The sequence below is a fragment of the Parasutterella sp. genome (genome assembly GCF_057870745.1).
Genome location: NZ_DBMALT010000025.1, coordinates 30126 through 42267, shown reverse-complemented (window position 1 = coordinate 42267; position 12142 = coordinate 30126). Strand labels below are relative to the sequence as shown.

13 protein-coding genes and 1 tRNA gene are annotated in these 12142 nt (G+C 45.9%); 11 read left to right on the top strand and 3 right to left on the bottom strand.

Going from position 1 to position 12142, the window contains the following annotated elements:
- The first annotated feature begins 281 nt into the window (after positions 1-281).
- The 4 genes from ACZND6_RS08085 (at position 282) to ACZND6_RS08070 (ending at position 4464) form a co-directional block, all read left to right on the top strand.
- Positions 282-1160 (top strand): hypothetical protein, encoded by an 879-nt coding sequence (locus tag ACZND6_RS08085; protein ID WP_302987776.1) that lies wholly within the window; start codon positions 282-284, stop codon positions 1158-1160.
- A gap of 24 nt (positions 1161-1184) precedes the next feature.
- Positions 1185-1883 carry a Mu transposase domain-containing protein gene (locus tag ACZND6_RS08080; protein ID WP_423804285.1) on the top strand — a complete coding sequence of 233 codons (699 nt, stop codon included), beginning with the start codon at positions 1185-1187 and terminating at the stop codon, positions 1881-1883.
- A 4-nt stretch (positions 1884-1887) separates the two neighbouring features.
- The gene (locus tag ACZND6_RS08075; protein ID WP_489524532.1) at positions 1888-2799 is read left to right on the top strand and encodes an ATP-binding protein; all 912 of its coding nucleotides are present in this window, start codon (positions 1888-1890) and stop codon (positions 2797-2799) included.
- Between the two features lie 213 nt (positions 2800-3012).
- On the top strand, positions 3013-4464 hold the full coding sequence (locus ACZND6_RS08070; protein ID WP_293737665.1) for an SEL1-like repeat protein: 1452 nt from the start codon (positions 3013-3015) through the stop codon (positions 4462-4464).
- Between the two features lie 188 nt (positions 4465-4652).
- On the opposite strand, the gene ACZND6_RS08065 is transcribed toward ACZND6_RS08070, so the two are convergent.
- Positions 4653-4728: transfer RNA gene (locus ACZND6_RS08065), tRNA-Ala, on the bottom strand.
- 162 nt (positions 4729-4890) lie between these two features.
- On the opposite strand from ACZND6_RS08065, the gene ACZND6_RS08060 reads away from it, so the two are divergent.
- Positions 4891-5133, top strand: coding sequence for a hypothetical protein (locus tag ACZND6_RS08060; protein WP_418941644.1), 243 nt, complete (start codon positions 4891-4893; stop codon positions 5131-5133).
- A gap of 40 nt (positions 5134-5173) precedes the next feature.
- Entirely contained in the window at positions 5174-5704 is a 531-nt protein-coding gene (locus tag ACZND6_RS08055) for a hypothetical protein (RefSeq protein ID WP_293737664.1), read from the top strand.
- A gap of 22 nt (positions 5705-5726) precedes the next feature.
- Here ACZND6_RS08055 and ACZND6_RS08050 read toward each other — a convergent pair whose 3' ends face one another.
- Positions 5727-6647: a DUF2156 domain-containing protein gene (locus ACZND6_RS08050; RefSeq protein WP_021868033.1), complete on the bottom strand. Its 921-nt coding sequence runs from the start codon at positions 6645-6647 to the stop codon at positions 5727-5729.
- 111 nt (positions 6648-6758) lie between these two features.
- Between ACZND6_RS08050 and ACZND6_RS08045 the strand changes: the two genes are divergently transcribed.
- Positions 6759-7991 (top strand): sodium/glutamate symporter, encoded by a 1233-nt coding sequence (locus ACZND6_RS08045; protein ID WP_293737662.1) that lies wholly within the window; start codon positions 6759-6761, stop codon positions 7989-7991.
- 17 nt (positions 7992-8008) lie between these two features.
- Positions 8009-8347 carry a thioredoxin family protein gene (locus tag ACZND6_RS08040; protein WP_008863737.1) on the top strand — a complete coding sequence of 113 codons (339 nt, stop codon included), beginning with the start codon at positions 8009-8011 and terminating at the stop codon, positions 8345-8347.
- 55 nt (positions 8348-8402) lie between these two features.
- On the opposite strand, the gene pstB is transcribed toward ACZND6_RS08040, so the two are convergent.
- Positions 8403-9173 carry a phosphate ABC transporter ATP-binding protein PstB gene (pstB, locus tag ACZND6_RS08035; protein ID WP_293737661.1) on the bottom strand — a complete coding sequence of 257 codons (771 nt, stop codon included), beginning with the start codon at positions 9171-9173 and terminating at the stop codon, positions 8403-8405.
- Between the two features lie 242 nt (positions 9174-9415).
- On the opposite strand from pstB, the gene ACZND6_RS08030 reads away from it, so the two are divergent.
- The 3 genes from ACZND6_RS08030 to pstA all read left to right on the top strand — a co-directional run bounded on the left by ACZND6_RS08030 (position 9416) and on the right by pstA (position 12135).
- Entirely contained in the window at positions 9416-10237 is an 822-nt protein-coding gene (locus tag ACZND6_RS08030; protein WP_293737660.1) for a PstS family phosphate ABC transporter substrate-binding protein, read from the top strand.
- Between the two features lie 127 nt (positions 10238-10364).
- Positions 10365-11246 carry a phosphate ABC transporter permease subunit PstC gene (gene pstC / locus ACZND6_RS08025; RefSeq protein WP_293737659.1) on the top strand — a complete coding sequence of 294 codons (882 nt, stop codon included), beginning with the start codon at positions 10365-10367 and terminating at the stop codon, positions 11244-11246.
- A 13-nt stretch (positions 11247-11259) separates the two neighbouring features.
- Positions 11260-12135, top strand: coding sequence for a phosphate ABC transporter permease PstA (gene pstA, locus ACZND6_RS08020; protein WP_300876231.1), 876 nt, complete (start codon positions 11260-11262; stop codon positions 12133-12135).
- Positions 12136-12142 lie beyond the last annotated feature (7 nt).

The window sequence follows — 12142 nt, the reverse complement described above, 5'->3', positions numbered from 1 at the left end:
TTAGCAGGGGCTTGTTTATGACTTTTAACTTTCTGGGGCCTGGATTAACTGTAAATGTTGAGGCCAAAGTCAAAGAGCAAATTATTTTGGACAGCAGTGGGTCAAATTATTAATTTTATTTTGTATAACCCGGTTCCGAGGTACGGTTAGGCACATTCCGCGGAACAGTAATCGAAAGTCTCAATATCGCTTATTCCGATTGTTTATCCCCCGTATCCCAATCTAAGATATTAAAGCAGCATCGTTCAATATTTATTTCTAATCAAATAGTTGGAGGATGTATGGATAGGAAGGCTATCGTTCAGGGGCTTTATAAAAGGCTCAAAATCCGAGAGATCGCTACCCTCTCAAAATGCGGTCTTGCAACGGTTCAAAGAACCAAAGACTATCTCCAAGAGCACAATATCCCTCTTGAAGAAGCCATTGAACTTACGGAATCCCAGCTGCAAGCGCTGTTCGATCAACCTCACAGAAAACCCGATATCTTTGCTGAGGAAGACTTTGCAGACGTCTTCCGGAAGGTCAATCGCGTAAAACTGAGGATGTCATTAAAGGATTGTTGGTATCAATACAAGCAATCTCACGAACAAAGCAGTCTTGAAGTAATGGGATACAAGACTTACTGCAAGCGTTATGGTGAGTTCAAGGAAAAGCTCGACGAGGAAGCAAAATTCCAGGAATGCGGACGCCGTCAGTGGCTGCCCGGGCAGGCGGTTATGGTTGACTACAGCGGAGACGGACTGCCTGCGCTTATCGGCGGCGAGCACATCGAACTCCAAGTCTTTGTAGCCGTGCTCCCTTACTCGGGCTACACCTTCGCCTACGTAACTCCCGATCAAACCAGAAAAAGCTGGCTTCATTCAATCAGAGAAATGATGACGGAGCTACAGGGAGCAACAAAATACCTCATTCTGGACAACAGTACGACATGCGTCTGCCAGGCAAGTAAAGTCTGGCCAAAATACGCAAAAGAATTTGAACATGTGTGCCGTTATTACGGAACGATCCCTTATGCCGGAGAACCGCATGTGCCGCTGTCAAAACCTCATGTGGAACGGGCTGTCGGGCTTGTTCAGGAAAAAGTTCTCTCGCAGCTTATTGACGAAAGGCCGGCCGCGTCAATTAAGGAAGCAAACGAGCGCTTAACTGAAAAGATCTGAGTATTTAATGATCGTCCTCTAGAGATTGATCCGAGTCTGACACGTCGTACCTTATTTGAAGGCAAAGAAAGAGAGTTTTTAAAACAGATCCCGGCAATCCCCTGGGGTGAGGGCATTGAAGTTAAACGATTAAAAGTCCAAAAAGGAGGAACAGTACGGTACAACCAACGCCGTTATCGTGTGAATTATCGATACGTCGGAGAGTACGTTAACGTGGTGGCCTGCGAGAGCGACCAAACTGTGCGCATCTTTACGGATAAGAAATGGAGCCTCATCGGAGAACTTCCCCTCAGAGACGGTACCAACCTGACCATTGAAGATCTTGAAAAGCAGAGTTCCGGTTCAAGATTTATGCAATTGAAAGCGGCCGAATTGATAGGAAATATCCGCAAAGCCGGTTCAAACTCACAAGCGCTGTATGTGGAGCTAGCCGGAATGACCGATGAATTAGCCGGTGCCCGTTATGCCAGATTTATCAATAAACGCTTCTCTGAATTAGGAGCAGAACGGTTCGAAAAAATCCTGGAAGAATCTCGAGACCTAGGAGCGGGCTGGGAGTTAGAAGAACTAAAGGACAAACTCACAAACGCCGGCAAGAAAGAAATCGTCAATATCCGCCGGAGAGCCGGGCAAGTGCTTCAACGTGAGCAAAGAGCTGACCAAAATCTCAGAGGCGCCGAACACTATGAATCAATCTTGAGGGAAAGAAAAGTGGAGAGGTAATGTTATGGAAAAGCTAAAAGAAAATGCCGCCTTGTCCGGTTCACGCTCTAACGGAGTAGCGCCCAATCAGGAGCAGATGAACAGAGAAGCGGCTAATGGAGATAGTCTGCTCCAAATGACAGCAGTAGACAAGCTAGAAGAAACGATCATGGATCTCCTTAGGGAGTACAGAATGAACGCTTTTGCTCAGCAGCTGCACGAGCAGCTCATGAATCCGGCATGGGCTTCACAACCGTTCTTAAGACGCCTTCTTGTCTGCTTAGAAGCGGAACGGGCTGTTCGAAAAGAACGCGGGGCGGAAAAAAGATTTAAGATCGCCGGCTTGCCCAGAGGGGCATATGGCCTGAAGCAGTTTGACTTTGCGCCGGGGCGAGGAATCAGCCGTCAAACCCTTGAAGAGATAGTTGAATGTCGATGGATCGCAAAGAGAGTGCCTCATCAAAGAAGAGACAGTCGCCGCGATGGTCAGTCAATTGCGATCACGGGAGCCACGGGCTGCGGAAAAAGCTTCCTTGCAATGGTTATTAGTTCTGAAGCTATCGAAAGAGGCTTTAACGTAAGGTACTGGAGCCTGACTGAACTTGTGGAGAGACTCTCAAAGGCAGAGAAAAAATCTGAGACGCTAAAGAAGATCAATGAAGCAGATTTACTCACAATCGATGACTTCGGTCTGGGGACTCTAACTGCTCAGGAGCAAAGCCTCGTCTATGAAATTATTAAAAGTCGTGCCGATAACTTGTCCACGATCATAGTTAGTCAAAGGCCATGCGCTGACTGGTATGAGTGGTTGGGTGGAAAATACATCGCTGATGGAGTCGCCGACAGGATTATTAATTTTTATTATTTAATAGAGTTGAAAGGAGAATCTCGTCGATCGATAGCACGGAAACAGGCTAAAGAAGCGGCTGGGTTGTAAAACTAGACGGTCTCTCGAACTAAAGGAGCGGTCCGGGAGACCAAATTTAAAAAATCGGAGTCGGTTCCGCGGAACTGAGAATGTTGTTCCAAGACCGTATCCCGCGACAGTATTTAGAAGAAATTTCACCTCAGTGTCTGCGATTGAAGGAATAATTTTGTTACTCCTCGAGAAATTCTGCAAAAATGACGGCACAAATAGGAGACAACGATAATGGTTTACCGACTTGTGTGTTCTTTAGTCTATGGAATATGCATCGCTTCAAGCGGCTATGCAGCTGCGCAATCCTCCGAAATCGTAAAAGAGGAACCGGCTGTCCAGACAGAGGAAAAAACAGAGGCAGCAAATCCGGCGCCAACCCAAAAAGCAAGCGCCGAAAAAGAAGTTAAACCTGCTGAAACAGTTTTAGAACCAAGAGAGTCAGAGGAACAACTTCTTGCTCGACAAAAGAAGATCAAAGAGTTAATCGAACAAGCTGAAGTGCAGTTGTACGGGGAAGGCGTTCCTGTTGATTTCTCCAAAGCCGCCGTTCTTTATGGGCAGGCAGCCGATCTCGGAAGTCCGAAAGCCATGATGCGATTGTCGGCTCTTTATAGAAAAGGTACCGGTGTCGAACTATCTCAGGAAAAAGCTTTCGAGCTCATTCAAAAAGCTGCTTCACTTGACTATGCTCCAGCACAAGCCGCTCTAGGTATTTCCTATCTTGAGGGCAGAGGCGTCGAAAAAGACGAGAACTTGGGCTATGACTGGATTCGCAAAGCCGCTGAAAACGGCCATACGCTCTCCAGAGTGATGACCGGTGAACGTCTGCTTTCTCAAGCAGATAACGAGCAGTCCAAGCAAACAGGGCAGGAATATATTGATTCCATCCTTCAAAACGCTTCTCCTCAAGAACTTTATACGATTAGTTATTCCTTCGGACACGGTTTACGGCTGACAAAGAATCCTGAAAAGGCCAGATATTGGGCAAAAGCCGCCGCGGACAAGGGAAGTGTTAACGGTACATACTATCTAGGCGAACTGTATTGGAATGCCAAAGAAGTGCCGGAAGCGCTTAAATGTTTTGAAAAAGCAGCCGAGATGGGCTTGACGGCTGCTGAACTCCAAACAGGAAGAATTTATCTTTACGGCGCTGAGGGTGTTGCCAAGAATCCTGCAAAAGCCGTTTACTGGATGAAAAAGGCCGCTCCCATCGCTTCTAATGAAGATTTACTGACTTTAGTCGGATTAGAGTTATCCGGACCTCGTGCGGTTAAAAACCATGAAGACGCCCAAAAGTATCTTGATATGTACATCGCTCGGGCTAAGCCGGAAGAGCTGGAAGAAAACGCTGAGAAATACTGGAACGGTGTCGGCGTACGCAAAAACTTCGATATCGGCGGGGCCTTGGCTCTAGCAGCCGTGCAGAAAGGCAATAAAGCGAATGTCTGCAGCTATGCCATGAAGTTAGCCACTCCGAATTGGTTCGGAGGCGATCCTGTCACCGCTTATGCAATTTTGAACGATTGCGTACTTCAAAAAGGTGCCTCGGAAGAAGAGGTCAAAGCCTTTGAAGCTTTGGAAAAGAGAATGAGCGCTGAAGACCTCAGAAAGGCCCAGAATTTAAATGGTGAGGACGCTATTGAGGCCATCAAAATTCGTCGAGTCTATTTAACAAGCAAGTAACTTCTTTTACGATAATTTTCGGCCGATCCTCGCGAATTGCGACGATCGGTTTTTTTCATGCTCGCCATTAGGCTTTTAATGGCTCGAGTAGACAATAAAGCCAGAAAAGCTTATGGAAATCCGGAAGAAAAACAAGTAAGCAAGCTTAAATAAGCGATGCTCTTTGGAAATTCTGAAGTGGATGTTGATGGTGGAGATAATGGGGATCGAACCCACGACCTCTGCATTGCGAACGCAGCGCTCTCCCAGCTGAGCTATATCCCCACCGGCGTGAAAACTCACAGGCAGAATGATGCACTAAATTACAAATAATTTCAACTTCAGCAAAAAATATTTTTATCTACGGAGATAAAAAGTTCGAAAAGGCGTTCGGAGAATCTGTCATCTCTGATGGTTTTATTTGGAATATGGTCCATATTGGTGGCAATGAAAAGGATAATAAACGAACGCGGCAGAAACCTTGGCGACTCAGCCGCTGTTTACAAAGGCTCAAACGATGAGGAAACCTTCACGGCAGCATTCATGTTTATGGAGTACTACCTCGACTTTTTGTTCAAAGGTTGTCGTAGTCGTAGCTTTCAGCTCGAAGACAGTGCCGAGGAATGGATTCTTCGTGATCTAGACATAGAAAACAGATGGGCTGAACCGTTGCCTTCCATCTTCGACTAACATTTAGGCTTGCTGTTTTATTGAAAAAAGGCGAGCTCAAATGATTCAGGATTATTTTTCTCTTGATAAGAAGGGCGATGACTATCTTCTTCTTCGTATCATCAACAAAGTTGACTTTGAAGAGGAGGTCGTCTGGGCTCGCGATTTCTCTTTATCTGATCGAAGTGACATTTCTAAGCCCGTCGAGCATTTAATGAGTTATCTGAAAGGCGGCTTCGATTCTCTTTCTGAATGGAACGGAGATATGGAAGGATTCCATTCATCTATTCAGCATTTCGGATTTGAAAATCTTCTGAGGACCGACAATCTCATTCCCGCATTCATTTTGAGAGAAGACGTAAAAACGCCGGAAATCAATCGTTTGATTTTCAATGAATTGGATAAAGAAAGAATAAACTTAGGAGATAAGGAGCTTGAAACAAAGGTCGGTCCTCTTCATCAAGCGATTTCTTCTACCGGCGCAAAGTCATACCGACCCAAAGACCCCGAAGCCACCGTTCCGGTTCCTTTAAAGCTGATTTTTAATAAAGATTGGAACGCTGTCGGCGCGCTATTGGAAAACTATTCCTAACCGACAGCGTTGTTAGAGACGATTAGATAGGCTCAGGAATGGCGCGCTGCAGCTTCAGCAGTGTCTTTCTGATCATCGTAGACGGGGCCCAGTCTTCTTTTGCTTTTCTTAAACCCGGAATACCGAGGTCTTCTTCGCGATTAATCTGTGTAAAGCGTTCAGGCAAAGTCTTGCACAAAGCGCTGGCTAAAGCAGGGTAGGCACCGGTAACAGTGCGATCAGCCTTTTCAATATGAACGGAGAAAATGTTTTCACCGACGTCGGAGCCATAGGTGAAGCCGTACATATTGTCTCCGTCCATTAAAGCGCCGCCAATCAAGCGGAACTCTTCAAAATGATCAAAGGCAAGCTCGATTGCGTCTCTTTCAGCTTCAAGACTCTTCGTCATTTCGCCGTAGTTGGCATACCAGTTCTTCAGAAAAACCCTTGCTTTTTCAATCAGTTCAGGCGTGAAAGATACAAATTGAGCGTTCGGGTAGGCCTTATAAAATCTCTTATTGAAATTGCGTTTCCCGTGAAGTTCTCTGCCTTCCAGGTTTTCGATCTTGTCACGTTCATAGACATAATCCCACCAGGAATTTGAAGACACGGTAATGAAGTTGCGATATCGCATGAGTTCGGAAATTCTTTCCGTCATATACGTAAAGCGCCCGAATAAAATCACCGGCTCTTTGCAGCACTGACATTCAGAAGCAATGTCTTCGATGATAGCTAAAGCGTTTTCGCTGCGAAGCGGAATGACATAAGCCGGCGGAATATCCGGATAAGGGGCCCAGTTCAATACTAATTCGCCCTGAGAAATTCCCCATTTGATGTTGTATTCCTTAGCGCGTCCGATGACGGATGCGATAGAAAGATTGCAGTCTCCGTTCTGAAGTTTCGGCAGTTGTTCTTGTAGAAGCGGTAATTCGTTAAGCGTGACGGGTTTTAGTTCGATCGGCATGTCGTGGTTCGATTTTATGATTTCAGTGGAGAATATACTATTCGGATCAGAGGCGATTATAGTTTCTCGTTCCGTAACGAGCACGGGACATTTTCAAACACAGGCGGGCCCATGGATTTCTCTCAAGTGGACGGCATCTTGCACATTCATTTGGATAATTTTTTTATCCTCGGCATTGCATGCCTCTGCTATTTCCTCGGCCGATGGATCAAATCCGAAATCAAACTTTTACAGGACCTCTCGATTCCCGTTCCGTTTATCGGCGGATTGCCGGCAGCGATTATTTTTGCATGTCTAAAAATTTCCAAGACTGCTGTCATTGTCTTAAATCCTGATCTCAATGCCCTGATTTTTCAGTTCTTTCTAACCATGATGGCTTTGATGGGAAGCTGGAAGCTCATCAAAACAGGTTTTGTTATTTCAATCATGTTTTGGTCTCTGGCGATGGTACTCGGTGTACTTCAGGCGCTCATCGGACTGACCGCAGCTCAGGCTTTAGGGCTGCATCAGCACCTCGGACTCCTTATGGGAACCATCTCCATGATGGGAGGAACTGAGACGCTCACCAATTTCATCCCGGCAGTTGAGCATCTGGATAAATTCTCAGGCGCCGCTCAAGTCGCAATGGGGGTAGCGACACTGGGAATGGTTTGCTCCATGATGGTTAGTGCCCCGATGGGCGAGTACCTCATCAAGAAATACTCACTCAAGAACCCTAGCCGCAGTGAATTCGACAATGCCCGACTCATTCGATCTATCGAACGAAGCAATAAACCTTTTTATCAAACGCATACTGTTGAGTGCATCAAGATCATTGCCATCTGCTTTGTCTGCATGGCTTTCAGTCACCTCATCAAACAGAAATTTTTAGCGGATGTCTTAATTCCCGACTATACGGTCTGTATGGTTTGCGCTCTGATTGCCAGAAATTTTGCAGACACGACGGGCTGGTTCAGTGTGGACGGATTAGCGCTGAGGACTTTGACTAAGATTTTTTTGATTCTTTTCATTTTGGTTTCGACATGCGCGCTGCAGTTGGACTTAATTTTTGATCTTTCGGCACCGATCATCGCTGTATTTTTCCTCGAGCTCATCGTTAATTTTTTATTTGCTCGTTTTATCTATTTCAATCTTTTGGGGAAAGACTTCCGAGGGATGCTCATTGCTGTCGGAGGATTGGCTTTCTCTATGGGGATGGCCGCCAACGGACTCAGCAACATGCAGAGCCTTTGTGAAAAGTACGGCCCTAACACCGACGGCTTCCTGGTCGTCTGTGTCGTGGGCTTGATTCTCTTGGCGATCTCCAATACGCTGTTAATTAAATTTTTACTCACTATTTTCTAGATCGAAGAGGTAACGCAATGGCTGATGAAATCGTTCTCCATGTCACAGAAGCAAATTACGAAGATACTGTCGTGAAATGCGACAAACCGGTTCTCTTAGCAATCGGCGCTCCTTGGTGCATTGACTGTAAACGAATCGAACCGATGTTCATGGAATATGCACAGAAGTACCATGACAAAATTCAGTTTGCTCATTGCGATTTCGATACTGAAGCAGGGCTCAACACTAAGTTCCGCGTCCGCCATATCCCGACCTTGCTTTTGATTCGCAAGGGCGAAATCCTGGATACATTGGTTGAACCGAAAAAAGTTGAAGCCTTCGACGAGTTTGTCCAGAAGGCCTTGAAAGAAATCTAATTTCTAAATTACGACTCAACCGCGGCTGACGTCCGCGGTTTTTTCTTAATTGTCGTTAGCCGAAGCTTCCGCTCACGTACTGACGAGTTTTTTCTTCAGTGGCATTCGAAAAGATCTTTTTCGTCGGACCGCGCTCAACCAACTCGCCCATGTAGAAGAATGCCGTGTTGTCTGAGATTCGCATGGCTTGCTGCATGTTATGTGTGACGATGATGATACAAAGATCCTTCTTGAGCTCTTCCATGCCTTGTTCAAGTTTTTCGGTTGCAATCGGATCCAATGCGCTGGCAGGTTCATCCATAAGCAGCACTTCCGGCTCTACTGCCAAAGCCCTTGCAATACACAATCGTTGCTGCTGACCGCCGGAAAGGGAAAGGGCAGAGTCCTTGAGGCGATCCTTGACTTCGTCCCATAAAGCCGCTCTTCGAAGACTTTCTTCAGCCTTATCCATTAAAAGCGATTTGTTTCTAACGCCGGATACTTTCAGACCATAGACGACATTTTCAAAAATACTTTTGGCAAAAGGCGTCGGCCTCTGGAAAACCATGCCGATCCTGCGCCTTAACTCAACGACATCACAGTGCTGATGGTTGATTTCTTCATCTCCGAATTTGATGGAGCCTTCAAGACGCGCACCTTCAATTAAATCGTTCATACGATTCAATGTTCTCAGAAAAGTACTTTTCCCACAGCCTGAGGGTCCGATTAAGGCCGTGATTTCTTTTTTGTTGAAAGAGAGAGAAATATTTTTTAATACTTGTTTTGAACCGTAAAAGAAATTCAAATTAGAAGCGATCAATTTTGTAAATTCATTATTTACTTGCATATTTACTTTTTCAACATTCCTGATTCATTTTCAAATTCGCGAAAATTGTATTTGGCCTTTATGACAGTTGAATGTCAGGAATATGTCAATTTGATGACAACTTACTCATTGATTTATTGTCATAAAACTTTCACGAAAATGTAATTTTCTTGTCATTTTTTACTACTAGCATTCGCTGTGTTCCTTGAGAAAAAAACTCTTTCTTGGAACGCAAAACTTGTTAATAAAACATAGGAGAATTTATGAGAAAAAATTATTTAATTTCCTTACTTGCTTTATCTGCCATGGCTGTTTCCGCTTCTTCCGTGGCGAAAGAAAATGTGACGGTTTCCGGTTCAACAACCGTTTTGCCGGTCATGCAAAAAATCTCTGAGCATCTCATGCAAAAAGATCCTTCTGTTGTCATCGAACTTTCCGGAGGCGGTTCCGGCAGCGGCATTAAAGCCCTGAACGAGAAACTCACACAAATTGCCATGAGCTCGAGAAAAATCAAAGACAAGGAGGTTAAGGCAGCTGAAGAAAAGGGCGTTAAACCTTTCGAAATCCCAGTCGCCGTTGATGCGATCGTACCAATCGTGAATCCTAAAAATACTTTGAATGGTCTTTCATTGGATGATCTCAGAAAAATTTATAAAGGCGAAATCAAAAACTGGAAAGAGGTAGGCGGTCCCGATGCTCCGATTGTTCTTGTTTCCAGAGATTCTTCCTCCGGGACCTTTGAATCTTGGGAGTCGCTTGTCATGAAGAATCAGCGCATTAGTCCGAGAGCGCTTCTTCAGAATTCCAACGGAACGGTTGTTCAAACCGTCTCTAAGAACCCAAATGCCATCGGATATGTCGGCCTCGGTTACGTGGCTCCGATCATCAAGGCTGTAGAAATCAACAGAATTAAAGCAACGCCTTTGACTGCTAAAGAAGGCAAATGGCCGCTCTCACGAGAGCTATATCTCTATACGAACCGACAGCCCCAAGGCGCTGTTAAAAAAGTAACCGACTTCTGTTTATCTGAAGAAGGCCGAGGTCTCATCAAAGAAGCCGGTTTCGTTCCGCCCGCAAAACAATAATTTCTTATCTATTCCGACAGAAAGCTTGAAGATCGAAGTAAGCTTTCCAACCATTTCCATCCTTTTTGCTGTGACCGGCATTGAATAGCCGGAGCCGCATAAGCGATTGAAATCTCGGAGTCTTCTAGTGAAGCGAACCATCAAGGATTTCATTTTTGAAAAATCTCTTCTTTTCTTAGCTCTCCTAACACTTGCCGGCCTCGCCGGAATCGTCTGGTTCTTATTTAAAGAGGGCATGCCCGTCCTCGATACGATATCGCTCAAACATTTTCTAACCGGTCACGACTGGTATCCGACGGAAGATCCTCCGTCATTCGGTATATTTCCTTTAATCATCGGATCGGTTTCGGTAACGCTGCTTGCTGCCGTGTTGGCCATTCCTCTGGGAATCCTATGCGCCATTTACTTGTCTGAAATTGCCTCGTCTCGGCTGCGTTCAATCTTTAAACCTTTTATTGAACTGTTGGCAGCCATGCCTTCCGTAGTTATCGGCTTTGTCGGGATGACTGTGCTTGCACCTTTTCTTCAGGATTACTTCGGAGCCCCTACGGGACTGAATGTATTGAACGCGGCCATCCTGCTGGCTCTCATGGCGGTTCCGACGATCTGCACCATTTCTGAAGACGCTCTTCGCTCAGTTCCGAGAAGTCTTAAAGAATCTTCTCTGGCTCTGGGTGCTACCCTCTGGGAAACTCTGACCACCGTCACAGTTCCTGCCGCTTTTTCCGGAATTGCAACCGGAGTGATGCTGGGGTTAAGCCGCGTCATCGGAGAGACCATGGTCGTGCTGATGGTAGCAGGCGGTGCTGCACTCATCCCGGAAAGCCTTTTTGATCCGGTCCGACCCATGCCGGCCTCTATCGTTGCTGAAATGGCCGAATCTCCGTTCGGAAGCAGCCATTACCACGCCTTGTTCGCCATTGGCATCGTATTGTTTTTCTTTACCTTCCTCTGCAATCTGGCTGCCTTCTTGGTTTCGCAAAAATACAAACTGAAAGCCTCTAGCTAATTCGGGAACTTCAATGAATCTACCAATAACTCTAAGAAACTGCAGAACATACAAAGAGTATGCGGGTCTTTTTATGATTAAGTCCGGCGCCTGGATTGTGGTCGCATTATTTCTTTCTTCACTCGGCTACATTGCTTATCATGGAGCCGGAACACTTTCTTCCTCTTTCCTGTCAACGTTTCCTGAAAAAATGATGGAAGAGGGCGGCATCCTGCCTTGCATCATCGGCACTGCGATTCTGTCCGTCGGTGCCATGGCCGTTGCGCTGCCCCTGGGAATCGCTTGCGCTGTCTGGCTCAATGAATATGCAAAAGAAGGTCCGCTTAAAAAACTTATCACTTTGGCCGTTGCTAATCTTGCCGGTGTCCCTTCCATTGTCTTCGGATTATTCGGCTTAGCCTTCTTTGTCACCGTCTGCGGCTTAGGAGTCAGCGCCATTGCCGGAATATTGACGTTGGCTGTTCTTACGCTTCCGATCGTTATCAATACCGTTCGTGAAACACTTTCTCAAATACCGAACAGCTGGAGAGAATCCTCCCTTGCCTTAGGAGCGAGCAAAACCCAGACCGTTTTACGGACGGTACTTCCGGCTGCGCTTCCGGGAATTTTGACCGGCGCCATCTTGGGATTGGCCAGAGCAGCCGGAGAAACGAGCGCCATCATGTTTACAGCAGCCGTCGTCTCGACGACTAATTTGCCGAATTCTCCGTTCGCCGCCGTCATGTCACTGCCATACCATATCTACGTGTTAGCAACGACAGGCATGAATCCGGATAAAGCGGTACCGATTCAGTGTGCAACGGCTTTGGTTCTTCTCATGACCGTATTCGCTTTGAATCTGATGGCGTTCTATATTCGTCAGAAATCTTCGATGCGACCGGCTTACTAAGTTCTTA

What these genes read in the sequence shown, in the direction of transcription:
- ACZND6_RS08085 (WP_302987776.1), top strand. Translation starts at nt 282, where the DNA reads ATGGATAGGAAGGCTATCGTTCAGGGGCTTTATAAAAGGCTCAAAATC.
- ACZND6_RS08075 (WP_489524532.1), top strand. Translation starts at nt 1,888, where the DNA reads ATGGAAAAGCTAAAAGAAAATGCCGCCTTGTCCGGTTCACGCTCTAAC.
- ACZND6_RS08070 (WP_293737665.1), top strand. Translation starts at nt 3,013, where the DNA reads ATGGTTTACCGACTTGTGTGTTCTTTAGTCTATGGAATATGCATCGCT.
- ACZND6_RS08060 (WP_418941644.1), top strand. Translation starts at nt 4,891, where the DNA reads ATGAAAAGGATAATAAACGAACGCGGCAGAAACCTTGGCGACTCAGCC.
- ACZND6_RS08055 (WP_293737664.1), top strand. Translation starts at nt 5,174, where the DNA reads ATGATTCAGGATTATTTTTCTCTTGATAAGAAGGGCGATGACTATCTT.
- ACZND6_RS08050 (WP_021868033.1), bottom strand. Translation starts at nt 6,647, where the DNA reads ATGCCGATCGAACTAAAACCCGTCACGCTTAACGAATTACCGCTTCTA.
- ACZND6_RS08045 (WP_293737662.1), top strand. Translation starts at nt 6,759, where the DNA reads ATGGATTTCTCTCAAGTGGACGGCATCTTGCACATTCATTTGGATAAT.
- ACZND6_RS08040 (WP_008863737.1), top strand. Translation starts at nt 8,009, where the DNA reads ATGGCTGATGAAATCGTTCTCCATGTCACAGAAGCAAATTACGAAGAT.
- pstB (WP_293737661.1), bottom strand. Translation starts at nt 9,173, where the DNA reads ATGCAAGTAAATAATGAATTTACAAAATTGATCGCTTCTAATTTGAAT.
- ACZND6_RS08030 (WP_293737660.1), top strand. Translation starts at nt 9,416, where the DNA reads ATGAGAAAAAATTATTTAATTTCCTTACTTGCTTTATCTGCCATGGCT.
- pstA (WP_300876231.1), top strand. Translation starts at nt 11,260, where the DNA reads ATGAATCTACCAATAACTCTAAGAAACTGCAGAACATACAAAGAGTAT.